We start from the raw sequence: 23,182 nt of genomic DNA, 5'->3' as shown, positions 1-23,182 counted from the left end.
TCCGGTGGAGGCGTTTTTGACACCTGAACTCTGTGTCGTAGTACCAACCTTTAACGAGCGGGAGAACGTCCCTCTCCTGATCCGGGAGCTATCTGCGTCCCTTGAAGGCTGGAACTGGGAGGTCGTCTTCGTAGACGACGACTCCGTCGACGGCACCGCAGACGTTGTCTCCGCCCACGCAAAAACGAACCCTCGTGTTCGACTCATTCACCGCATCGGTCGCCGTGGACTCTCCTCTGCCTGCATGGAAGGCATGTTGTCCTCACAGGCGCCGCTGCTCGCCGTCATGGACGCCGACCTCCAGCACGACTCCAGCATTCTTCCGCGCATGGTCCAATGCCTGCAACAGGGCTCGCACGATGTCGTGGTCGGCACCCGCAATTCTGATGGCGGCAGCATGGGCGAGTTCTGCAAGACGCGCATTCTTCTCAGCCGCGCGGGACAACGCCTTAGCCAGACGATATGCCGCTGCAAACTCTCTGATCCCATGAGCGGCTTCTTCCTCATCCGTCGGAATTTCCTCATGGAAGTGGTGCGCGACGTCCGCGGCGAAGGCTTCAAAATCCTGGTCGACATGCTCAGTTCCGCACGCCGCCCGGTCAGCCTCACAGAAGTCGGTTACACCTTCCGCGCTCGCACTCATGGCGAAAGCAAGCTAGATGCAGCGGTGGCCATCGAGTATCTCTTCCTCGTGCTGAACAAGATGCTGGGCGACGTCATCCCCGTGCATCTCACACTGTTCATGCTGGTCGGCTGCATCGGGCTTATTCTTCACCTGCTCACGCTGCTTTATCTGGTGGACGCGAGGCATGTTCACTTCCTCACCGCACAGATCATCGCCACCTTCCTGGCGATGTCTGAAAACTTCCTTCTGAACAACCGGATCACCTTCCGCGACCGACGTTTGAAGGGCAAACATCTTCTGCCGGGAATCATGCGATTCGCAGTCACATGTTCGTTTGGCGCATGGGCCAACTTCATCTTTACCCGCGCCCTTTGGCAGTCCGGCGTTGAGTGGTTGGTGGCAGGCTTTGCAGGCATCATGATCGCGTCTGTCTGGAATCTATCGGTGAGCAGCTTCGTAACATGGCCTGTCCGTCGCCACTCTGCAGATGCGCGGCCAGCCTATGATCCTGCCATCGCAGGCAACATTGAGGTCACGCATTGAGTCTTTTCGCACGACGCTTCTGGAGTCTCTGGAAACGAATCCCCCTCGGCGTCCGCATCCTGTGGCTCGCTGCTGCAATTGCTCTGCCCATTTGGGCCTCGGTCGACGACACAGCCTGGGACATGCAGGTTTACAACCACGCGCTCATCAGCATGGATCGTGGCCATGACCCGTACCAGGACGCAACAGACATCCAGAAGCAACACCATCAGCAACTCGCAGCAAACGGACAGCTTGCCAACGACCAGACGCCGCCATACAGCTACGTCTACGCACCCATCACCCTCCCACTGCTGAAGGCCCTTGGCCACCTGCCGCGCACGTTCCTCATCATCCTGTACTGGCTGGTCTATTTCGCGGGTGCACTTGGCGCTGTTGCAGTGTGCGTCACCTTCGCAGAAACAACAGAAATACCCTGCGTGCTGTACCTCGCTGGCATTGCCCTCTTCTTCCCGGGGCTGCTCGCCAACGGTGTCATCCTCAGCGGCAATATCGCCTACATCCTCTACGGAGCCATCTTCGCCACGGCCCTGCTCGGTTGGCGACGCAGCCAATGGATTCCCTTTTACGCAGTGATTCTCTTCGCCACCTGCGTGAAAGCGCCCATGCTCTCACTGATCCTGATCGCGCCGCTCTCCAGCAAGAAGAACTGGCTGCCTACCCTCGGCGTCATCACCGCAGGAGTCGGCCTGTATGCGTTGCAACCCGTATTCATGCCATCGCTCTTCCGCCATTATCTTGAGGCAGTAGAACTCCAGTTCAGCTTCAATCACGACTTCGGTTGCAGCCCCGCCGGCCTCTTCAGCAGCTTCCTCTATAAGCGCGGCATCCCTTATGCTCCCGGTTGCTACTTCTTCTTCGCAGCCTACGCAGCACCCGTCTTCGCAGCACTTTTCTACGGTGCGCGCCTCTACGATCGTGGACGCATCACGCTTCAGCAATGGGGTCCCGTGCTTCTCGTCGGTGTATTGCTCTTGAATCCGCGCATCATGGAATACGACGCTGCAGCCGTCACACTTCCTTTAGCAATCATCGGTTGGCGCGTCGCACGAAGCACGACTCGCCCCGGGCTCATTTACAGCCTGAAGGTCCTCGCATTCGTAGTCCTGAACGCATTCGCCATCTACAGTTGGCTCATCCGCAAAGCCCTAGACGGCCCGTTGATCCTGCTCACCTTCGCGGCCGGCTACTGGCTGTTGGTCAAAGAAGCAAAGCCAGTACACGAGGTGCAGCCTCTTGAGGCTCATCCCCGCGCACTGGCTTCCGCCTGATCCTCGTTAAGACCTACCGTGAAACGCCTTCCAACGGCGAACTCGCCGAAGCGTACAAGCGCCGCGGCATACGACCCGCCAGGTAAGCCTGCCGTCCTGCCAGCACAGCATTGCCCATGGCCTCAGCCATCAATACCGGCTCACGAGCCTCAGCAATCGCCGTATTCATCAGCACCGCGTCAAATCCCATCTCCATGGCAACAGCCGCATCGCTAGCCGTTCCAACACCCGCGTCCACGATCAGCGGAACTTCCGTGATCATTTCCCGCAGGATGCGCAGGTTCGCCGTGTTCTGCAAACCAAGCCCGGATCCGATCGGCGCTCCCAACGGCATAACGGCAGCCGCACCAGCATCGATCAACCGCTTCGCAAATACAATGTCATCAGAGGTATAAGGGAGAACCGTAAAGCCTTCCTTCACCAGAACCTCAGTTGCTAACAGTGTCCCGGCTACGTCCGGATACAGGGTCTTTTTGTCGCCAATGACCTCAATTTTCACCCAGTCGGAGATACCCACTTCGCGCCCGAGACGAGCGGCGCGGATCGCCTCTTCGCCCGTATAGCAACCTGCCGTATTCGGCAGCAGGAAGTATCGTTGCGGATCAATAAAGTCCAGCAGCGACTCCTTCGACCGGTCCAGATTCACACGGCGCACCGCAACCGTGACCATCTCCGCACCTGACGCCTCAATGGCATCGCGCGTCTCCGGTCCATCCTTGTACTTTCCTGTTCCAACAATCAGTCGCGACTGAAATGCCTTGCCTGCAATGACGAGAGGTTCCATGCCTTCCATTCTAAGAGCGGTTCACATGCTTATGCAGTGTCCTGCGTCACCAGAAACGCAAAAGGCGTCTTGTCAGGTCAGCTACGTTCCGCCAACCACTCGGCATTCTTCGCCAATTGGTCAGCCGGCACATCCTCAAGCAGAGTAACCATCAAATCCGACATCCGCACACTGGCGAGATTTTCCCGCCATACCCGGTCCGCATCCCACATCACCCGCGCAATGCCGCAAGGCTTGGTGTCGCAATATCCCGGCTCGCGGCAAGGATTATTCCCACGAATCTCCGTGCAGACAAACGTGGAAGCCTTCCCCTCCACCGCCTCCACCACGTCCAGAAACGTGATGTTTTCCGGCGCACGCTTCAGACGATAGCCGCCATTGGGGCCAAGTGTTCCTTCCACCAGCCCCGCCAGCGACAACGCCTGAAGCGCCTTTGCCAGATACTCCTTCGGAACCCCATGGAACTCCGCCAGCACCTTCGCAGGCAGAAACTTGCCCTCCGGCAATCCAGCCAGAATCGCGCAACAGTGCAAAGCCCATTCCACATGATTCCGAAGTTGCATTAACTCAGCCCTGCCGCCGTCAGACCGTAAGCCTCATCCTGCGATCCCGGCACCGCCTGGAAAGCAACGGACACACGATTCCAGCCATTAATCACCATCAAAACGAAGGTCAGGTCCGTCAATTCTTTCTCCGAAAGTTCCTTCCGAACCGAATCGAAAATCTCATCGCTTACGCCGTGTTCGCCCAGCTTCGTCACCGCCTCGGTCCACTCCAGCGCCGCTCGCTCCTTCGGTGTGAACAGGTTGCTCTCGCGCCAGATGCTCACATGGTAAAGCCTTAACTCGCGTTCCCCGGCAATCTTGGCCTGCTTCACATGCATGTCCAGGCAGAAGGCACAGCCATTCAACTGCGAAGCGCGAATCTCCACCAGCGACTTCAGCTTCTCGTCGATGCTGCTCTTCTTCAGAGCCATGCTCATCTCCAGATACTTGCGAAACAACTCAGGCGATTGGTGTGCGTAGTCAATGCGAAGGGACATGGGTAAAGCCTCACTTTTCATATACGGATATTTACTATCCGTAATTAGGATGCGCCTTCTAGACCCCTGATGCAAGAAAGAAACAAAAAAGAAATGGCCCGCGCCGGATAGGCATGCGGGCCATTTCTCATATTCGGTGAACTGTTGAGATTGACCTGAGGCGTCCACTCGTTCGGAGGGCCTCGGCGGAGTCAGCCGTGCAAATCCCCCATATTGGCGGGAGTCATGCATAATTCGGCAAGATAGCCAGGTCTGGAGCGGAACGCTCTAGGCCTCAGTCACCTCACGTGTTGAACCACATAAACTACTTCCACATTTCATAGGCTGGATCATCCTCCTTTCCCGTGTAAGCGTGAGACTACGCCTGCCGAAAACCGTTAGCAAGGCCGGGCGAGCGCCGGAATCCGCCAGCCAAAGGCATCCCCGCCACGTTCTGCCACGTCTCAGAAACCCGGTCATTGAATTCAGAAAAGTTGAGGGTTTCCATGAAGGGTCTCACCATTGTTGGAGTTGTGCTGGTTCTCGCAGGCATCATCACGCTGATCACAGGCGGATTTTCATTCAAAGAAAAGAAGCAGGACGCCAAACTCGGCCCCATCCAGGTCAGCCACACGGAGGAGCATTCCTTCCCCATTGGCCCCGTTGTCTCCGGCGTTCTCATCGTCGCTGGCCTTGGCCTCGCAGTAGCAGGCGCACGCAGCAAGTAGGCCGGATTAGCCCCTATGCTTCCACGGCAACAACTGCTTTGGCAGCAGATAGCTAATCCCAAGAGTCGTCTGCCAGCGCGTGGAAGTGCTGGTTAGCCCATGCTCATACGCTGCATCCACCACCAGATTCTTACGAACGGGATACGCCGCCGACCATAGATTGCCGACGGCGTTCCCTTTTACCAACGGTTGCGTAAAGTGCCACAACTCGCCCGAAACAATGAACCGCCCCACAGGATGCGACACGGCAAGTGACTGCCCAAACTGACCGCGACGCGCACCTGTCTCATCGCTGATCTGCTCGTTCAACATCCCGTTCAGATCCGCATGGAATCCCTTCACATCGCCGCTCAACAACAACATGAAACCCTGGCGATAGGTCCCATAATCCAGCTCCGGCGCAGGACTCGCATGCGTGCGATAGATGTAACTTGCCGAAAGCGTCGGACGGCTTTCTGCGCCTTTCATCAACACGCCCTGCGCTCCAACAAACACTTCGCCGGGCTTCGCTGAATCTGAAGAAGACTTCGTCGACTTCACCACCGGCTCAATCAGCAACAAAGCCTGCAGTCGCTCATGCACCGCCAGCTTCACCACTTCATTCACTTCGAAGCGAGTCGAGAACTCACCGGAATGGCGAGCATACAAGCCGCCAGTCTCAAACTGCAGATATCCCACCGGCGTCAGCGTCGCTGGTGTAGACACCGTAGGCCGCCCCGGATTCGCATCCGGAACAACATTAGGTGTCTGGGCCTTACAAGTCACGCAGCACAAAAGCGCGCACGAAAGCAGCGCGGAAACCCGTGAGAGGAAGCAGGAATTGAATGACATCCCCCTCATCTTAACTGCGGCTACACATCGCCTCAGCCGTGCTTGAAGTACTGGATCGCACGTTCGTGCTTCTCAGCGGCCTCACGCGTAGAGAACGTTCCCAGGTTTCTGCGCTTGCCCGTCTTCTCATCCAACTTGCGCGAATAAATACGAAATTCACCGGATTTAAGTTTGCGAATCATGCAGCGTGAGACGCCCTCGCACTTCGCCGCGAAGCCTTGCATACAGACGCCGAATCACGCCCATATTCGAACAGCCCAACAACACCCACACCTATACTGAAATCCGTGCCGTCCCATTGGATCATTCCCGCGCTCGCAGGCATCGTCGGCCTCGCGCTCGGCAGCTTTCTCAACGTCTGCATCGTTCGCCTTCCCGCAGACGAGTCAGTCGTCTCACCGCGCTCCCGCTGCCCACATTGCAACGCGCAGCTTCACTGGTACGACAACATCCCACTACTCAGCTATCTACTACTCCGCGGTCGTTGCCGCGATTGTCACGAGCCCATCTCCTGGCGCTACCCCGCAGTAGAACTCGCAGTCGCACTCTGGTTCATCGCCAGCTTCTGGCCCTTCACCCATCCGCTTCCGGCTGACTTCGACCCGATCATGCAGCTCACCCTCCGCTGCTTCTCCACCGCCTGCCTCGGATGGTTCCTCATCGGCCTCGCCGTCACCGACTGGCGCGAACACATCCTGCCCAGCGACCTCACCTACGGCGGCATCTTCGTCGGCATTGCCATCACCTGCATGCAGGCCTTCTTCCTCGACTCGCAGCAGGACGACGTCGTCCTCAAACATCAGATCAACATCAACAGCGCGAACGCAGGCCGCAGCACCGGCAACGTCTTCCTCACCGGGCCAGAGTTCCACATCTTCAGCCACATCTTCGCAGCCGTCGCAGCATTCCTTCTGCTCTACGCCATCCGCGCCCTCTACAAAGCACTCCGCAAGCGCAACGGTATGGGCCTCGGCGACGCCAAACTCCTCGCCATGATCGCCGCCTTCCTCGGCTTCGCACCAACAGCACTGGCACTGGCCCTCGGCATCTTCCTCGCCACGCTGTATGCCGTTCTCCTGCTCATCCGAGGCAAAGCAAACACCGCAACAAGACTCCCCTTCGGCAGCTTCCTCGCAGTCGCAGGCCTCTTCGCAGCCTTCTACGGCCAAACAATCGCCGACGCATACTTAGCTCTCTTCCGTTAGCCAATGTGGCTCACTTCAAGCTTCCACTAGGCAATAATCGGATTCCGGCGATTTCTATCCGCTCATCATCATTTGAGCGGACTTGTATCTCCGTCTGGTCTCCATCCTTCATAAAAGCCGGAATGATCGTTTGGAGTACAAACTGCGAATTTCCATTAGTACTCTTTTGCACGATCTTCGTTGCGCCTCCTAGATACTGAGCTTGAATAAAGAGGCACGCTTTCTTGCATGTGACTTCGAATACAGGAGACTCTGCGTAGCCGTGCATGGTCACTTCGACGGCAATCGTCGGAAATCCCAAATAAGGCTGCTGAGCCAGTTTCGGCATGTCATCTTGATGAAACGTAACGTGAGGTTTGGCTGGCGGTTTGTCTTCGTGCGGCTTGGACATAGGAACCGTGGCCGGTGGAACATTTACGGTGATCGTTGGCGATGCCTCAGGTTTATATACTGCTTCAGCCCTCTTGTACTCATCATCCCAAGCGAGATAAGTGGACACGAATAGAAGGACAGCTGCTGCAACCGCTATGGACTTCCAAACCCAGCGATTGTCTTTGTTCTTAAACGCCGCAATGAACGACAGCGCGGTGAAAATTCCGCAACTCATTAGCGGCCACCAATGAACGGATATGCCTTCGATGAAACGCGGAAAATCGTGCATATCCAATCATCACGTAAGCGCGTTCGCCTGTCACGGATGCCTTGGTAAGGGCAAGTTACACATGGAAATGTAAAAAATATTTGACACAAGATCACAGCAGTCGTAGCGTCATCCATGTCAAATATTTTTGACACGGAGCCGACCATGCCAAGCCTCACTTATGAAGAGCGCTCACTCTACGGAATGCTCTTTGCCGACGTCGCCGTCTACGTCCCGTATGTCATGCAAAACGGGCGCACGAACACACTCGGACGCATTGCCGGAACACTGTTGCTCTTGATCGTGGTGCAGATCATATTGCAGATCGTTATCGCCGCAGCCACACGGAACCGTCTGCAGGACGAGCGCGATGCCATCATCCGCCTTCGCGGCTACCGCGCCGGATATCTGGCCTTCGTCAGCTTTGTTGTCGTTGCCCTTGGCATGCTCTGGCTTCATGCCGCGTCGGTTGGGCTGCACGCCGAACACATGGCCATCCACTTTCTCTCCGTCATGTTCGGCATGCTCGTTCTCGCCGATGTCGTCCGCATCGTCACCCAGCTCATCGCCTATCGGAGAGCCGTCTAATGGCGGGCATCAGCAACTGCATCCGCGACCTGCGCGGACAACATTCCATGACGCAGCAGGATCTCGCCGACCGCATCGGCGTCACCCGCCAGACGGTAATCGCCATCGAGGCCGACAAGTATTCCCCGTCACTCGAAGTCGCCTTCCGCATCGCAACCGTCTTTGCAGTTCCGCTGGAACAGGTCTTCCAATATCAGCCAAATCAAGCCGGAAAGACGAAACGCTGACACCCTGATGGTTCGCTGTCTTTCGCCTCGCCTCACTTGCGACTAGAATCAGAATCGGAACTAAAGAAAATTCAGAGGATGGCATGAACACGTCACATCCCTATATCTGGAATTACCTTCCGCTGGCCTTCCAGCTGCTGGTGGCCGTCGGCCTCGCTGGCGGCATGGTCGTCGGATCGTATTTCATCGGTAAGAAGCGTGCCAGCAAGGTCAAGGCAGGCGCCTACGAGTGCGGTATGGAGCCCGTCGGCGACGCCCGCGGACGCTTCTCGGTCCGCTTCTACATGGTCGCCATGCTCTTCATCCTCTTCGACGTGGAAGCCGTCTTCATGCTTCCCTGGGCGGTCATCTATCGCCAGCTCCCCCACATCACAGGATCGCGCTTCTTCGGCTTCTGGGAGATGATCGTGTACCTCGGCTTCGTCGCCGTAGGCCTGTTTTACGTCTGGAAGAAGGGCGTGCTCGACTGGAGCACCGACAAGGCGGACCTCTAAATGGCAGAAGCTCTCCTCTCCCTCGAAGCCGTTCGCGAACACATGGCCGACAACCCGGCCGTAGTCGCGCTTGCGGACCTCGCCGTGAAGGCCAAGTTTGATCGCGACGAACTCACCATCTACGTCGCCCCTCAGAACATCGTCGCCGCCGCCACTGCCGTGCAGAAGGCTGGCTACAACTTCCTCGAGGACGTTACGGCAGTCGACTGGTACCCCAGCGAGCCGCGCTTCCAGGTCACGTACCACATCGTCAGCATGGGGCTGAAGCAGCGCATCCGCCTCGCGGCCCTGCTCGATGGTGAAGATCCGGTCATCGACTCGATCACTTCCGTCTGGCCCAGCGCCAACTTTTACGAGCGCGAGATATGGGACCTGTTCGGCATCCGCCTCGTCGGCCACCCGAACCTGACCCGCATCATGATGCCCACCGATTGGAAGGGCCATCCGCTGCGCAAGGACTACCCCGTCGAGGGCTACCGCTAAACTCCGCGTACTTTACTGGCAACCTTGCGAACCCTGCGTTCGCTCTTGAAAAGGATTGAGGCAAGATGGCACCCGTAGCCGCTCCTGACATGATCAACCCCGGTGTGGACGACGTCGTAGCAGACGCGCGCCACCACAACCAGGACCCCTCGCGCGACCACACCATGGTCCTCAACATGGGACCGCAGCACCCGTCCACCCATGGCGTGCTCCGTCTCGTGCTTGAGATCGACGGCGAAACTGTCGTCTCCCTCGCGCCTGACATCGGTTACTTGCACACCGGCATCGAGAAGACCACCGAAGCCAAGTTCTACCAGCAGGTCGTTCCCCTCACGGACCGTATCGACTATCTCTGCCCCATGACCAACAACCTGGCCTACGTGCTGGCGGTTGAAAAGCTCCTGGGCCTTGAGATTCCGGAACGTGCAGAGACCATCCGTATCCTGCTGAACGAACTCACGCGTATCCAGTCGCACCTCGTCTGGCTCGGCACGCACGCCATGGACATCGGCGCGCTCACCGTCTTCCTGTACTGCTTCCGCGAGCGCGAAGAACTCCTCCGCCTCTTTGAAGCCGTCGCAGGACAGCGCATGATGACCAGCTACTTCCGCATCGGCGGCCTCTCCATGGAACCGCCCATCGACTGGTTCGCCCGCGTGCAGAAGTTCCTGAACATCATGCCGTCGAAGATCGCCGAGTACGAAGGCTTGCTCAGCGGCAACCCCATCTGGATCAACCGCCTCAAGGGCGTCGGCTACCTCTCGCCCGAGGACGCAATCGCCCTCGGCGTCACCGGCCCACCGCTTCGCGCATCAGGCGTGGACTGGGACCTCCGCCGCGACATGCCCTACTCCGGCTACGAGAAGTACCAGTTCAAGGTACCCATCCGCACCGAAGGCGATGTCTGGGCACGCTACGTCATCCGTCTCGAAGAGATGTATGAGTCGGTAAAGATCTGCCAGCAGGCGCTTGATCGCATGCCCGAAGGCCCCATCGTGGCCGACGCGCCGAAGATCATCCTGCCCAACCGCGAGCAGATGAAGACGCAGATGGAATCGCTCATCCACCACTTCAAGATCGTCACCGAGGGCTTCGCAGTCCCCGCCGGTGAAGTCTTCCAGACGGTGGAATCACCCCGCGGCGTCATGGGCTACTACGTCGTCTCTGACGGCACAGCCAAGCCCCTGCGCTGCCACATGCGTAACCCCAGCTACGCCACACTGCAGTCGCTGGAAACCATGTGCAAAGGCAAGCTCCTCGGCGACGTCGTAGCCGTCATCGGCTCCATTGACATCGTTCTCGGCGAAATCGACCGCTAACGTCTCACGCCTCAACGGAAACCCCACGTCTCCAATGAGGCGTGGGGTTTCTCTTTGAAATGCAATCCGGAGTAGAAGACGATGCATCCAGGCACACTTCACTTCATCTCAGGCAGACTCGCCGCTGGTAAAACTACGCTGGCTCGAAAGCTCGCCACCGAACACAACGCGGTCTTCTTCTGCGAGGACCTCTGGCTCTCGCAACTCTCCGACGGAATCACATCCTTCCAGGACTACCTGAAGTGGTCCGCGCGATGCCGCATCGTCATGGCGCCACTAATCGTCGACACACTCAAAGCAGGCGCGTCCGTAGTGCTGGATTTCGCAGGCAATCGAATCACAGACAGAGCTTGGGTTCTAAACCTCTCCCAAGAAGCGAAAGCACCTCATCTCCTGCATTTTCTGGATGTCGATGAAGAAGAATGCCTTCGACGCCTCCAGACAAGAAACGAGCAAAAGCCCGAAGGCCTGTATTTCGCCAGCACCACGGAAGAGGAATTCCGCATCATCTGCGGCTATTTCCAACCTCCGAAGGCCGAAGAAGGACTGAACATCGTGTCTATCCGTCCGCAGCCTTAGCTAAGATTGAGGCGCCAATTCTTTCCTTCGAGCCCGCCTATGCGAAAGGTTCAATACGGAGTTGCCGTCAGTTTAGACGGCTATATCGCAGGCCCAAATGGCGAAGTGGACTGGATCACAATCGATCCAGAGATTGACTTCACTGCGATCTGGGCACAATTCGACACCCTGCTCATGGGCAGAAAAACCTATGAGGCCGCGATGCAAAGACTCGGTCGATCAACCTTTAGCGGCAAATCGGTTTTCGTCTTCTCGAAGAATTTAGTGACGAAAGACCATCCCGGTGTGACAATCGTGCCAGAACTAACCAGTTCATGGATCAGGTCTCTAAAAAACCAATCAGGTAAAGACATTTGGTTGATGGGCGGCGGAACGCTCTTCCGGCATTTGCTCGACCTCGGCGAAGTGGATTCGATCAGCGCCACAATCATTCCAGTTCTCCTCGGTAGTGGAACGCCACTCATGCCGTCTCCCTACAGCCCAACCATGCTGACGCTCTCAACGCATCGGGTTTATAAATCTGGCATCATTTCGGCCATCTATGAGATCCGTAAGTAGCGTGGTCGTCAAAACAGCGTTTCCGCGCGTCATTACTGGTCGATAGCATTACAACCGCATAAACATTCGCATAAAAGAAGAAACGCTACATAGCTCCTCCCGCATCACATTTGCAGACACGAGGGCAAAATCATGGTCACCCACCTGCGCGAGAAGGAAAACTTTGATCAGCAGTCGGCGAACAACACTGTTCGCATCAAGGAGTTGATCGACCAGCAGTACAACGTCGAAGTCACTCGTTCGCTGGTCCTGTGCTTCTCGTGTCCGGATCGGGATTGCGCCTACGCCCTCAGCAAGGCGCTCTTCGCGAAAGGCACACGTCTCCTCGCACGCGACCCGCAACGGAAAGCCAATGGCCGCTGGGGCATCCGCGTTGGCGTCAAGCGCAGCCTGCGCGACGCCGTCCGTGAAGAGTTCGTAGCCGACATGGTACTTACCGCCACAGGCATGAACGGTACTTACGACGGCTGGAACCTCCTCACAGACGAGGTCGCGGAAGACACGCAGAAGCACCCCAGCGTGTCCGTCATGTCGGAACGCCGCCAGGTTGCCGCCTAAGCCTTAAGAGTGTGGTTTATCCGGCTGCATCACAGCCAGTTCGTTTCCTGCAGGATCGGTGAAGTGAAACCGGCGTCCGCCGGGATACTGAAATATGGGCTGCGTAATTTTGCCGCCAGCAGCCTTCACCTGTTCTGCGGCAGCTTCAATCTCGTCCGTCTCCACCATCGCCAGCGGAGCCTTTGACCGGCCCTCGTCGCTGCCGTTGTAGCCCGTTTCCAGCCCCGATCCATGCGCCGTGGCATAGTCCGGGCCCCAGTCCTGATGCGTCCATCCAAAGACGTTTCCATAAAACGACTTCAACGACGCCACATCCGTCGCGGGCAATTCAAGGTACGAAAACTGATTCTTAGCCATGGGTTGACCTCCGTGCTTCTTGAGCACACTCTCGCAGGTCAGCCCCCATCCGCGCCACGGCGAGAAGGTTTCGCAGTGCAGGTAGAAGCAGCAGGAATGTCGCCTCGCGAGGAACATCCACATCCTAGCGCCAGAGATGCGATAGCGTGAAGAGGTGAGCGACATTACCGCACAACTTCATCGCGAACTCTGGACATCCTGGGCTTCCCTCTTGCGTTCGTACTCTGCCGTTCATTCGTTAGGGCGCGAACATCACGCCGTCGTCGAAGTCTCCGATACGACCATTCTGGTCCGCTATGGATTGCGCTGGATGCAGTTCACGCAAGACGAATACCGCACCAGTGAAGGCGATTCAAAGCCCTTCAAACTCACGGAAAACGGGCGTGCCATCGTTGGTGACCACGAAGATGAGATGGACCTGTTCGCAGAACGTCTTGCATCGGCGATAATTACCGTGTGAGCACCGTAACCGACAGCATCTTTTCGCCGGCCACGGCCGCGCGCTTCGACAAACTTGTCACTTTGTATCCCGTCAAGCGTTCGGCTCTTGTTCCCATGCTGCTTTATGCGCAGGACGAGGTCGGCTATGTCTCCGACGCCGTCGTCGCTGAAATCGCCCAGCGTCTCGACCTTCTCGAGTTGGACGTTCGCGGCGTGCTCTCGTACTACTCCATGCTCCGCACCAAGCCCGCTGGCAAGTACAACGTGCAGGTCTGCACCAACATCTCCTGCATGCTCGTCGGCGGTTACGACATTCTCGATCACTGCAAAGCCAAGCTCGGCATCGGGCACAAGGAAGTCACCGCAGACGGTCTCTTCTCGCTCGAAGAAGTCGAGTGCATCGGCGCCTGCTGCTGGGCTCCTGCCATGCAGGTCAATTACGACTTCCACGAAAACCTAACGCCCGCGAAAGTCGACGTCATCCTCGAAGACTACGCAGCAGGCCGCGGAAAGGACGTGAAGTAACATGCCCGTTCTCGTCTCACATCCCGATGAAGTCAAAGTCCTCTCCCGCCGTTTCGGCGCAGGCGCGGCAGACATCGACAAGTACCTCGAACTCGATGGCTACAAGGCAGTGCAGAAGGCCATTGAGAGCGGCTCCGAGTGGGTCATCAATGAGATGAAGGCCAGCGGCCTTCGCGGTCGTGGCGGCGCAGGCTTCCCCACCGGCCTCAAGTGGTCCTTCGTTCCCAAGCAGTCTGACAAACCCAAGTACGTTCTCGTCAACGGCGACGAATCCGAACCCGGCACCTGCAAAGATCACGTCATCTTCCTGCACGATCCGCATGCCGTCATTGAAGGCACCATGATCGCGGGCCTCGCCATCGGCGCAAAGATGGGCTTCATCTATCTGCGTGGCGAGTATCGCTACCTGCTCAAGATCGTCGAAAAGGCTGTCGCAGACGCATACGCCAAGGGCTTCCTGGGCAAGAACATCTTCGGCAAGGAAGGCGTGGACTTCGACATCGTCACGCAGTCCGGCGCAGGCGCATACGAAGTCGGTGAAGAGTCGGCGCTGATGGAATCACTGGAAGGCAAGCGTGGCGTTCCCCGCATCAAGCCTCCGTTCCCTGCTGTCGTCGGCCTCTACGGTGGTCCCACCGTCATCAACAACGCAGAGACGATCGCCTCCGCACCGCACATCCTCCTGATGGGTGGCGAGGCATACGCCAAGCTCGGCTCCGAACGTAACGGCGGCACGCGGCTCTTCGGTATCAGCGGCATGGTCGAGCGCCCCGGCGTCTACGAGCTGCCCATGGGCTACAACCTGAAGAAGGCCATCTACGACGTCGCAGGCGGCGTGAAGGGCGGACGCAAGCTCAAGGCTGTCGTCCCCGGCGGATCATCCTGCCCGGTCCTTCTGCCGGAAGAAATTGACGTAGGTCTCGACTTCGACCAGATGGGCAAGGCCGGTACCATGCTCGGCTCCGGCGGCATCGTCGTTCTCGACGAAACCGTCTCCATCGTGGAATTCGCTCTGCGAACCATCAAGTTCTACCAGCATGAATCCTGCGGCTGGTGCATCCCCTGCCGCGAAGGCACGGACTGGATCAAGAAGACCATGACCCGCTTCTACAACGGCGGCGGCAATATCAAGGACATTAACAACATCCAGTACCTCGCCGAAAACATGATGGGCCGCACCTTCTGCCCGCTCGGCGACGCAGCAGCCATGCCCACGCTCGGCTTCGTGAAGAAGTTCCGCAGCGAGTTTGAAGAGTATCTGAAGGGCCATCGCACCGAGAAGGCCTTCATCACCACCGATGAACTCATCGGCGCGGCGCACTAAGTTCGAGGACGGAATGCCAGACGTAACCTTTACCGTAGACGGCCAGCAGCTCACCGCACCCGCGGGCACGCTGCTCATCGACGCCTGCAAGGCCGCGGGCATCCAGATCCCGGCCTTCTGCTACTACCCAGGCCTGTCGCTCCAGGCGGCCTGCCGCATGTGCGTCGTCCGCATTGAGAAGATGCCCAAGCTGCAGACGGCCTGCACCACTCCCGTCGCGGAAGGCATGATCGTGCAGACCGAGACGCCGGAGATCGCGCAGGCTCGCAAGGCCACGCTGCAGCTCCTGCTGGGCAACCATCCGCTCGACTGCCCCGTCTGCGACGCAGGTGGCCAGTGCGAACTGCAGGACATGACCTTCAAGTACGGCGCGGCTGAATCGTTCTATACCGAGCCGAAGAACCACCGCGAAGAGCAGAAGTGGTCGCCCACGGTTTACTTTGATCGTCCGCGTTGCATCCTCTGCTACCGCTGCGTCCGTATGTGCGGCGAAGGCATGGACGTCTACGCTCTCGGCATCCAGAACCGCGGCTCCTCCGCCGTCATCGCACCGAACATCCCCTCATCGCAGACTGAAGACGGCCTCGCCAAGCTCGACTGCGAAGAGTGCGGCATGTGCATTGACGTCTGCCCCGTAGGCGCGCTCACCTCAGACACCTATCGCTACAAGACGCGCCCGTGGGAGATGAACCACGTCGCCACCATCTGCACGCACTGCGGCGATGGTTGCAAGACCACCCTCGGCGTGCGCTCCACCACTGACGGCAGCGAAATCATGCGCGGCGACAACCGCGATAAGTCCGGCCTCAACGGCGACTTCCTCTGCAACAAGGGTCGTTACGGCTTCGACTTCGCCAACTCGCCCCAGCGCATCACGGAGCCCATGCTCCGCCAGGCCAACGGCGAATTCAAGACCGTCACCTGGGACGAGGCTCTCGCCTTCACCGGCAAGAAGCTCGCTGAAATCCGCGACTCGGGCAAGCAGACCGCCGTCATCGGCGGCAACCGCCTCACCAATGAAGAGGCGTACCTGCTGCAGAAGTTCGCACGCACGGTCCTCGGCACCAACAACATTGATCATCACCGCACCGCCGACTACGTCACGCTCGCCGCAGCACTCGCAGGCCACCGCGACCGCTTCGCCTCGCAGCATGACAACGAGAACGCTCCTGCAATCCTCCTCGTCGGTGGCGACCCCACCAACGAAGCTCCTCTGACCGCATGGAACCTGCGCACCAACGTTCGCCTGAACCGCGCCAAGCTGTTTATCGTGAACCACCGCGCCATCAAGCTCCGTCGTCAGGCAAAGAACTTCGCGCAGATCGACGAACTCGGTTACGGCGCAGCCGTTGAAGCTCTCGCCAACGGCACCAGCGACGCGGCCCTCAACACCTTGCGCGACGCCGTCAAGGCAGAGCAGTCGCTCGTCATCCTCATCGGTGACGAACTGCGTGGCGAAGCCCTCAAGCGCCTCATCGACTTCGGCCTCTCGCTGCCCAACACCAAGTTCGCACTGCTCGGCGACTACGTGAACGCGCACGGCGCAGCCGATATGGGCCTGCTGCCCGACATGTTGCCCGGTTACCAGCCGCTCAACGGCCAGCACAACTTCGCAGCCGAGTACGGCGAACGCTTCAACGCAACGCCGGGCCTCGACCTCGTCGGCATCTTCGACGCAGCTAATGCTGGCAATCTCGGCGCGCTCTACATCGTCAACGCGAACCCCGTAGGCCGCTACTCCATCGAACCCGAGTATCTGAAGAACACCTTCGTCGTCACGCACGAGATGTTCCTCACCGAAACCGCGAAGCTCGCAGACGTCATCCTGCCCTGCGCCAACCTCTACGAGAAGTCCGGCTCCGTCACCAACAGCTACGGCGACCTACAACTCGTACAGAAGGCCAGCGATCGCGCCGGTGTCCGCACCGACCTGGAACTGATCGTCCGCGTGGCCGACGCCATGGGCGCAAACATCCGCGAACTCGTTCCCTTCGGCAAAAAGTCCACCGGACTCCGCGCCGACCTGGGTCAGACCCGCGGCGCACAGGCTGGCGAAGCTGATCGTCACGCGGTATGGCTCACCAGCAACAACCTTGAGCCCAAGCTCTCGCCCTTCGATCCGTTTGCGGTTCTCGACGAGATCCAGCGCCTAGTTCCAGGCTACGACCTGCTCCGTCTGCAGCTTCTCAGCGGCAACGACCAGCACCTGTCGCCCGCAGCTCCGGCAGATCTCATTCAGATCGCACCAGCACGCCGCGACCTGATCCTGCCCGCTGACGACACCCTCTTCACCTCCGGCACCCTGGGTCGTTACTCGCCCAAGCTGACCGAACTGGCTGACAAGTACGCTGTAGAACCCGCCGGCATCCCGGCTGACTGATAAGGACATAAGACAGCCGCGATGCATCTGACAGACACGCAAATCTTCATCCTGCTCACGATCCTCAAGATCGTAGTGGTCCTGGTCATCACGCTCACCTCGGTGGCGTACACGGTTCTGCTCGAACGCAAGCTGATCGGCCTCATCCAGAACCGCTGGGGACCCAGCCGCGTCGGCCCCTTCGGCCTCTTCCAGCCGCTGGCTGACGGCATCAAGCTCTTCCTCAAGGAAGACCTCATGCCCTTCGCGGTAGAGCGCCCGCTCTTCGTGCTCGCGCCCATCATCGCGCTCGGCTGCGCTCTTGTTTCCATCGCCGTCGTTCCCTTCGGCAACATGTTCGTGTACCACGGCGTTGACCTCTTCCAGATCTCCGACATCAACATCGGCCTTCTGGTCGTTCTCGGCATCACCTCCATCGGTGTCTACGGCATCGCGCTCTCCGGCTGGTCCTCGAACAACAAGTACTCGCTGCTCGGCTCTCTGCGCGCTTCCGCCCAGGTCATCAGCTACGAACTCGCACTCGGCCTCTCGCTCGTCGGTGTAGTTCTGCGCTCCGGTTCGCTCCGCCTGCGTGACATCGTTGACACCCAGGCCACGCACGGTCTACTGAGCTGGAACATCTGGCCTCAGTTCCTCGGCTTCTTCATCTACCTGATGGCGGCCTACGCGGAAACCAACCGCGCCCCGTTCGATCTTCCCGAAGCCGAATCGGAACTCGTTGCCGGATACCACACCGAGTACTCATCCATGAAGTTCGCCATGTTCTTCATGGCGGAATACGCGAACATGATCACGGTCTCCTGCGTGGCTACGCTGCTCTTCTTCGGCGGCGCGTCCTCCCCGCTCGGCAACCTGCTGCCGGAAACCTTCGGTGGCCCGATCCTGATGCACCTCTTCCCCGTGCTCTGGTTCGTCTTCAAGGTCTTCTGCTTCCTGTTCCTCTACATCTGGGTGCGCTCCACACTGCCGCGCTTCCGTTACGACCAGCTCATGAGCTTCGGCTGGAAGTGGCTGCTGCCACTCTCCATGCTCAACATCGTAGGTACAGCGTTGGTGCTGGCCTTCAAGGGGTAAACCCACTGCAGGGCCTCGGTTACAATCAACACGGAACCGAAACCCCAGCAAACTGCCTTTTAACCGCTTCTTGCAACAGATCGAAGGACTTGCCGGAACGATGCAACTCGCGCTTTTCATCATCTTTGCGGTGCTCTGTGTGGCCGGTGCGCTGAACTTTTTGTTTCAGCGTCACCCCATCAACTCCGCACTCTCGCTCATCGTCGTCATGATGTCGCTCGCCGTCATCTATTGGACGCTGGGAGCGGAGTTCCTTGCGGCCGCCCAGGTCATCGTCTATTCCGGCGCCATCATGGTGCTGTTCACCTTCGTCATCATGCTGCTCAACGCAGGTGAAGAAGACCGAACCCGTGGCTCAAAGGCCGCTTACTTCGCGGGTATCCCGGGAGCCATCGGCGTTGTCGCTCTCCTCGGCTATACGTTCTTCCATGAGAAGGACACCCTGGGTTCCGTCAATCTCGGTGGCCATCTGAACAGCGGCGTCAACAACATGGTTGAGATCAGCAAGACGCTGTTCACTGACCTGCTGCTGCCCTTCGAAGTCACATCGATCCTTATCCTCGTCGCCATCCTTGGCGCTGTGGTTCTCGCACGGAAGGAGCACTAAACACATGGTGCCCATCTACGCCTATCTGGTTCTTGCCGCGGTGCTCTTCACCATCGGCATTGCTTCGTTCCTCATCAAGCGCAACATCATCACCGTCTTCATGTCGATTGAGCTCATGCTCAACGCCGTGAACCTGACGTTCGTTGCGTTCTCGCACGTGCATCACGCCGTGCACGGTCAGATCTTCGTCTTCTTCGTCATGGTGGTTGCCGCCGCCGAAGCCGCCGTCGGTCTCGCCATCATCATCGCTATCTTCCGTACGCGCCAGACGCTGGACGTGGACCGCATCAACCTGCTCAAGAACTAAGCGGAGACGAGATACATACCGATGCCCGCACATCTGCTCTGGCTATTCCCGCTGCTTCCCTTCACCGGCTTCCTGCTGAACGGCACCATTGGCCGTAAGCTGCCCAAGGCCGGTGTCGCAGCTATCGCACTTTTCTTCACCGCAATCCCGGCCCTGCTGTGGATGTGGCTCTGGTTCTACATGCGCTCGCATGAAGTGCTTCAGATCACCGCAGCCTCGCGCCCATGGATTGAGACCGCAGCATTCAGCGTGCGCTTCGCCCTCACGGTCGATCACCTCACGCTCATCATGCTCGGCGTCATCACCTGCGTCGGCTTCCTCATCCACATCTACTCCACCGGCTACATGGCAGACGACGAGGGTTACTGGCGCTTCTTCGCCTACCTGAACCTCTTCATGTTCTTCATGCTGACGCTGGTGCTGGCTGAGAGCTTCCTGCTCCTCTTCGTTGGATGGGAAGGCGTGGGCCTCGCGTCTTACCTGCTCATCGGCTTCTACTGGAAGAAGCCCTCCGCCAACAACGCAGGCAAGAAGGCATTCGTCGTCAACCGTGTCGGCGACTTCGGCTTCCTCCTCGCAATGTTCCTGCTCATCAACCACTTCGGTACGCTGAGCTTCACGCAGGTCTTCGCTGCCATCCAGCGTCAGCCGGAACTGCACGGTGGCTTCCTCACCGCCATCGCTCTGCTGCTGATCGTTGGTGCTGCTGGTAAGTCCGCACAGATTCCCCTCTATGTCTGGCTCCCAGACGCCATGGAAGGCCCCACACCAGTTTCGGCACTGATCCACGCCGCAACGATGGTCACGGCAGGCGTCTACCTCGTAGCCCGCTCGCACGTGTTGTTTGATCGTTCGCCCTTCGCTCTCGGCGTAGTCGCCATCATCGGCGCGGCAACGGCTCTCTTCGCAGCGACCATCGGTGCAGTCCAGCACGACATCAAGCGCGTTCTCGCGTACTCCACCATCTCGCAGCTCGGCTACATGTTCCTCGGCTGCGGCGTTGCGGCGTACGGCGCAGCAGTCTTCCACCTCATGACGCACGCCTTCTTCAAGGCACTGCTCTTCCTCGCAGCGGGCTCTGTCATCCACGCCCTCTCCGGCGAGCAGGATATGCGAGTCATGGGCGGCCTGCGCAAGCGCATTCCCGTCACCTTCTGGACCATGACGATGGGCGTTATCGCCATCGCAGGTATCTGGCCCTTCGCTGGATTCTTCTCCAAGGACGAGATCCTCTGGCAGACCTTCTCCCACACGGAGAACCCGCTGCACTACCTGCTGTGGGCCGTCGGCCTCATCACCGCAGGTCTGACCTCGTTCTACATGTTCCGCCTCTGGTTCAAGACCTTCTTCGGAGCAGAGCGCTTTGACGAGCACAACCTCGGCGAAGCTCACGGCCATGCGGCTCACGCAGGCGAACAGGAGCACGACGATAGCCAGTCGGCACACGGCCATCACGGCGTGCACGAATCGCCCTGGGTCATGCTCGGACCTCTCGCGATCCTCGCCGTACTCTCCATCATCGGTGGATGGGTTGGTGTTCCCGCAGCGCAGTTCGGCCACGATGAAATCGGCCACTTCCTTGCTCCGGTCTTCGCACCGGCGATGGAAGGCGCACACGCCGCAGCAGAAGAAACTGCATCACGCGGCATGGAACTCGGCCTCGCCGCTGTTTCCCTGCTGACCGCGCTCGCAGGCTTCCTCGCAGCGTACTTCTTCTATTACAAGAAGCCCGGCACGCTTGGCGCAAAGGCTACAAACAACCCGCTGTACAAGCTCGTCTCCAACAAGTACTACGTGGACGAGATCTATCACTACGCCGTCGTCACTCCGATCCTTGTCTTCTCGCGCCTCATCCTCGGCGCGCTGGTTGACGGCGGTTTGGTCAGCGGCAGCGGGGCCCTTGCAGCATTCCTCACCCGTCAGGCGGGCAACGGCACACGCCGCATGCAGTCCGGCAACATTCGTTCTTACGCTGGATGGCTTGCTGCCGGAGCCGCAGCCGTCATCCTGCTGATGACCTACACCGCATTGACCGAGCACGCCACTAAAGCGGCGTTGCACCTCAAGTAAGGAGAGCGCGAGGACCAATGACAATAAACGACCTCATCCTGACGCTGATTCTCCTCACGCCGCTGGCCGGAGTCGCAATTCTTGCGCTTCTGCCACAGCGCGGTAAATCGCACCAGTGGGTAGCGCTCATCATCACGCTGCTTACCTTCTTCTTCACACTGCACCTGCCCGTCAACTTCCACCAGGCGCAGACGGTGATCGCACCGGGCAGCCGCGTCCTGAACTTCGCCTTCGAGTTCGACCGCATCTGGATTCCCTCGCCGATCATCCACTATCACGTCGGCGTTGACGGCCTCTCCATGTGGCTCATCGTCCTCAGCGGCCTCCTTGCTCCGCTCGGCGTTCTTGCCTCATGGCGCACGATCGCCAGCCGCCAGAAGCTGTTCTACTCGCTGTTCCTTCTGCAGCAGGTGGCCATCCTCGGCCTCTTCATGTCGCTGGACCTCTTCCTGTTCTATGCATTCTTTGAACTGGCCCTGGTCCCCATGACGCTGCTCATCGCCATCTACGGTCGCACCGGCAACCGTCAGAAGGCCGCGATGAAGTACTTCCTGTACAACTTCATCCCTTCAGCGATCCTTCTCGTAGGCGTGATCTGGATCTACGCCAAGACCGGCACCTTCCAGATCCCGCACCTCCTCACGCTTGCAGCCAACCACGGCATCAACGGCACCTCAGCCGGCATGTGGCTCGCTTCCCTGGCCTTCCTGATCGCCTTCGCCGTGAAGATTCCCATCTTCCCGCTGCACGGCTGGCTCTCTGACGCCATCAGCGAAGCGCCAACCGCAGCCGTCATGATCCTCGCCGGTAAGATCGGCCTCTACTCCCTGCTGCGCTTCTCCTTCGGCATCTTCCCGGAGCAGTCGCACCGCATCGCTCCGCTGATGATCGCTCTCGGTGCCATCGGCATCGTCTACGGCGCATGCGTCGCTCTCATCCAGGACGACCTCAAGCGCCTCGCCGCTTTCTCCACCCTCGGCCACCTGTCCTTCATCACGCTGGGCATCTTCACCTTCACGGTGAACGGCCTTGACGGCGGCATGTACCAGATCCTGAACCACGGCATCTCGGGCGGCGCGCTCTTCCTTCTGATGGGCTTCCTCTACGAGCGTTACGGCACCTACGACATGCGTGAACTCGGCGGCATCGCAGGCAAGCTCCCGTGGATGGTCACGCTCTTCGTCATCACCGCACTGTCCAACGTTGGCCTGCCCATGCTGAACAGCTTCGTCGGTGAATTCCTCATCCTCTCCGGCACCGCTGGCAACACGCTGACCAAATGCCCGTGGCTCTGGACGACGATTGCCACCACCGGCGTCATCTTCGCCGCGGCATACCTCCTCACCATGATTCAGCGCGTCTTCTACGCAAACCTCGGTGCCACCACATCCGAAACAACTGGATGGGACATCACCCCGCGTGAACACCTCGCACTGTGGCCGCTGGTTGCGCTGTTCCTTTACATGGGCCTCTCTTCGCCCACCTTCACGCGTTCGCTTGATCCGCTCGGCGTCCACTACTCCGGCTACACACCTGCTCCCGCGGACACCATCCGCAAGGTAGAAGCCGAGACGTATTCGCAGAGCCTCCCTGCCAACACCACTGCCGTTGCTTCGGCCATCCGCACAGGAGACGCACGCTAA

General features: G+C 58.8%; 28 protein-coding genes. 21 read left to right on the top strand and 7 right to left on the bottom strand.

The features are described from left to right. Positions 1-16: 16 nt before the first annotated feature. Positions 17-1,168, top strand: a complete 1,152-nt coding sequence (locus BLT38_RS07100; protein WP_156785043.1) for a glycosyltransferase family 2 protein — start codon at positions 17-19, stop codon at positions 1,166-1,168. Then, positions 1,165-2,439 (top strand): hypothetical protein, encoded by a 1,275-nt coding sequence (locus BLT38_RS07095; RefSeq protein WP_083344543.1) that lies wholly within the window; start codon positions 1,165-1,167, stop codon positions 2,437-2,439. Before BLT38_RS07100 ends, BLT38_RS07095 begins: the two co-directional genes overlap by 4 nt. A gap of 13 nt (positions 2,440-2,452) precedes the next feature. Here the strand turns inward: BLT38_RS07095 and BLT38_RS07090 are convergent, their stop codons facing one another. The 3 genes from BLT38_RS07090 to BLT38_RS07080 form a co-directional block, all read right to left on the bottom strand. Next, positions 2,453-3,223: a thiazole synthase gene (locus tag BLT38_RS07090; RefSeq protein ID WP_047493231.1), complete on the bottom strand. Its 771-nt coding sequence runs from the start codon at positions 3,221-3,223 to the stop codon at positions 2,453-2,455. 77 nt (positions 3,224-3,300) lie between these two features. After that, positions 3,301-3,786 (bottom strand): RrF2 family transcriptional regulator, encoded by a 486-nt coding sequence (locus BLT38_RS07085; protein WP_083344542.1) that lies wholly within the window; start codon positions 3,784-3,786, stop codon positions 3,301-3,303. Then, on the bottom strand, positions 3,786-4,265 hold the full coding sequence (locus BLT38_RS07080; protein ID WP_083344541.1) for a carboxymuconolactone decarboxylase family protein: 480 nt from the start codon (positions 4,263-4,265) through the stop codon (positions 3,786-3,788). Before BLT38_RS07080 ends, BLT38_RS07085 begins: the two co-directional genes overlap by 1 nt. A 485-nt stretch (positions 4,266-4,750) precedes the next feature. Between BLT38_RS07080 and BLT38_RS07075 the strand changes: the two genes are divergently transcribed. Then, the gene (locus BLT38_RS07075) at positions 4,751-4,972 is read left to right on the top strand and encodes a DUF3185 domain-containing protein (RefSeq protein ID WP_083344540.1); all 222 of its coding nucleotides are present in this window, start codon (positions 4,751-4,753) and stop codon (positions 4,970-4,972) included. A gap of 6 nt (positions 4,973-4,978) precedes the next feature. Here the strand turns inward: BLT38_RS07075 and BLT38_RS07070 are convergent, their stop codons facing one another. Beyond that, positions 4,979-5,677 (bottom strand): hypothetical protein, encoded by a 699-nt coding sequence (locus BLT38_RS07070; protein WP_083344539.1) that lies wholly within the window; start codon positions 5,675-5,677, stop codon positions 4,979-4,981. Positions 5,678-5,835: 158 nt separating this feature from the next. Further along, positions 5,836-5,985: a hypothetical protein gene (locus BLT38_RS20675; RefSeq protein WP_172838175.1), complete on the bottom strand. Its 150-nt coding sequence runs from the start codon at positions 5,983-5,985 to the stop codon at positions 5,836-5,838. A gap of 105 nt (positions 5,986-6,090) precedes the next feature. Between BLT38_RS20675 and BLT38_RS07065 the strand changes: the two genes are divergently transcribed. Beyond that, positions 6,091-7,008, top strand: a complete 918-nt coding sequence (locus BLT38_RS07065) for a prepilin peptidase (RefSeq protein WP_083344538.1) — start codon at positions 6,091-6,093, stop codon at positions 7,006-7,008. A 10-nt stretch (positions 7,009-7,018) separates the two neighbouring features. On the opposite strand, the gene BLT38_RS07060 is transcribed toward BLT38_RS07065, so the two are convergent. Then, positions 7,019-7,669, bottom strand: a complete 651-nt coding sequence (locus tag BLT38_RS07060; protein WP_083344537.1) for a hypothetical protein — start codon at positions 7,667-7,669, stop codon at positions 7,019-7,021. A 144-nt stretch (positions 7,670-7,813) separates the two neighbouring features. On the opposite strand from BLT38_RS07060, the gene BLT38_RS07055 reads away from it, so the two are divergent. The 8 genes from BLT38_RS07055 to BLT38_RS07020 all read left to right on the top strand — a co-directional run bounded on the left by BLT38_RS07055 (position 7,814) and on the right by BLT38_RS07020 (position 12,454). Then, positions 7,814-8,236 (top strand): hypothetical protein, encoded by a 423-nt coding sequence (locus BLT38_RS07055; protein ID WP_083344536.1) that lies wholly within the window; start codon positions 7,814-7,816, stop codon positions 8,234-8,236. After that, on the top strand, positions 8,236-8,463 hold the full coding sequence (locus BLT38_RS07050) for a helix-turn-helix transcriptional regulator (RefSeq protein WP_083344535.1): 228 nt from the start codon (positions 8,236-8,238) through the stop codon (positions 8,461-8,463). The genes BLT38_RS07055 and BLT38_RS07050 overlap by 1 nt, the downstream gene beginning before the upstream one ends. Before the next feature lie 83 nt (positions 8,464-8,546). Beyond that, positions 8,547-8,957: an NADH-quinone oxidoreductase subunit A gene (locus BLT38_RS07045; protein ID WP_083344534.1), complete on the top strand. Its 411-nt coding sequence runs from the start codon at positions 8,547-8,549 to the stop codon at positions 8,955-8,957. Continuing rightward, entirely contained in the window at positions 8,958-9,440 is a 483-nt protein-coding gene (locus BLT38_RS07040) for an NADH-quinone oxidoreductase subunit C (protein WP_083344533.1), read from the top strand. 65 nt (positions 9,441-9,505) lie between these two features. Next, complete coding sequence (gene nuoD, locus BLT38_RS07035) at positions 9,506-10,759, top strand: NADH dehydrogenase (quinone) subunit D (RefSeq protein WP_083344532.1); 1,254 nt, start codon at positions 9,506-9,508, stop codon at positions 10,757-10,759. Positions 10,760-10,840: 81 nt separating this feature from the next. Continuing rightward, positions 10,841-11,338, top strand: coding sequence for an AAA family ATPase (locus tag BLT38_RS07030; RefSeq protein ID WP_083344531.1), 498 nt, complete (start codon positions 10,841-10,843; stop codon positions 11,336-11,338). A 39-nt stretch (positions 11,339-11,377) separates the two neighbouring features. Continuing rightward, on the top strand, positions 11,378-11,896 hold the full coding sequence (locus tag BLT38_RS07025) for a dihydrofolate reductase family protein (protein WP_083344530.1): 519 nt from the start codon (positions 11,378-11,380) through the stop codon (positions 11,894-11,896). A gap of 132 nt (positions 11,897-12,028) precedes the next feature. After that, positions 12,029-12,454: a hypothetical protein gene (locus tag BLT38_RS07020; protein WP_083344529.1), complete on the top strand. Its 426-nt coding sequence runs from the start codon at positions 12,029-12,031 to the stop codon at positions 12,452-12,454. A gap of 3 nt (positions 12,455-12,457) precedes the next feature. Here the strand turns inward: BLT38_RS07020 and BLT38_RS07015 are convergent, their stop codons facing one another. Further along, entirely contained in the window at positions 12,458-12,811 is a 354-nt protein-coding gene (locus BLT38_RS07015; RefSeq protein WP_083344528.1) for a VOC family protein, read from the bottom strand. Positions 12,812-12,965: 154 nt separating this feature from the next. Here BLT38_RS07015 and BLT38_RS07010 point away from each other — a divergent pair, with 154 nt between their 5' ends. The 9 genes from BLT38_RS07010 (at position 12,966) to BLT38_RS06970 (ending at position 23,182) form a co-directional block, all read left to right on the top strand. After that, the gene (locus BLT38_RS07010) at positions 12,966-13,271 is read left to right on the top strand and encodes a transcriptional regulator (RefSeq protein ID WP_231966799.1); all 306 of its coding nucleotides are present in this window, start codon (positions 12,966-12,968) and stop codon (positions 13,269-13,271) included. Next, the gene (gene nuoE, locus BLT38_RS07005) at positions 13,268-13,777 is read left to right on the top strand and encodes a complex I 24 kDa subunit family protein (RefSeq protein WP_047487812.1); all 510 of its coding nucleotides are present in this window, start codon (positions 13,268-13,270) and stop codon (positions 13,775-13,777) included. Before BLT38_RS07010 ends, nuoE begins: the two co-directional genes overlap by 4 nt. Position 13,778: 1 nt before the next feature. Continuing rightward, positions 13,779-15,101 carry an NADH-quinone oxidoreductase subunit NuoF gene (gene nuoF, locus BLT38_RS07000; protein ID WP_047487815.1) on the top strand — a complete coding sequence of 441 codons (1,323 nt, stop codon included), beginning with the start codon at positions 13,779-13,781 and terminating at the stop codon, positions 15,099-15,101. 13 nt (positions 15,102-15,114) lie between these two features. Continuing rightward, positions 15,115-17,481, top strand: a complete 2,367-nt coding sequence (locus tag BLT38_RS06995; protein ID WP_083346964.1) for a molybdopterin-dependent oxidoreductase — start codon at positions 15,115-15,117, stop codon at positions 17,479-17,481. A gap of 21 nt (positions 17,482-17,502) precedes the next feature. Next, on the top strand, positions 17,503-18,555 hold the full coding sequence (gene nuoH / locus BLT38_RS06990; protein WP_083344527.1) for an NADH-quinone oxidoreductase subunit NuoH: 1,053 nt from the start codon (positions 17,503-17,505) through the stop codon (positions 18,553-18,555). Positions 18,556-18,655: 100 nt separating this feature from the next. Beyond that, positions 18,656-19,162 (top strand): NADH-quinone oxidoreductase subunit J, encoded by a 507-nt coding sequence (locus BLT38_RS06985; RefSeq protein WP_083346963.1) that lies wholly within the window; start codon positions 18,656-18,658, stop codon positions 19,160-19,162. 4 nt (positions 19,163-19,166) lie between these two features. Next, on the top strand, positions 19,167-19,469 hold the full coding sequence (nuoK, locus tag BLT38_RS06980) for an NADH-quinone oxidoreductase subunit NuoK (RefSeq protein WP_047487821.1): 303 nt from the start codon (positions 19,167-19,169) through the stop codon (positions 19,467-19,469). A gap of 21 nt (positions 19,470-19,490) precedes the next feature. Next, the gene (nuoL, locus tag BLT38_RS06975; protein WP_083344526.1) at positions 19,491-21,539 is read left to right on the top strand and encodes an NADH-quinone oxidoreductase subunit L; all 2,049 of its coding nucleotides are present in this window, start codon (positions 19,491-19,493) and stop codon (positions 21,537-21,539) included. Between the two features lie 17 nt (positions 21,540-21,556). Continuing rightward, entirely contained in the window at positions 21,557-23,182 is a 1,626-nt protein-coding gene (locus BLT38_RS06970) for a complex I subunit 4 family protein (protein WP_083344525.1), read from the top strand.

This window comes from Terriglobus roseus, from assembly GCF_900102185.1.
In the GTDB taxonomy this organism is placed as follows: Bacteria; Acidobacteriota; Terriglobia; order Terriglobales; family Acidobacteriaceae; genus Terriglobus; species Terriglobus roseus_A.
The sequence above is the reverse complement of the archived record's forward strand: the minus strand, read 5'-3'. Positions and strand labels throughout refer to the sequence as shown.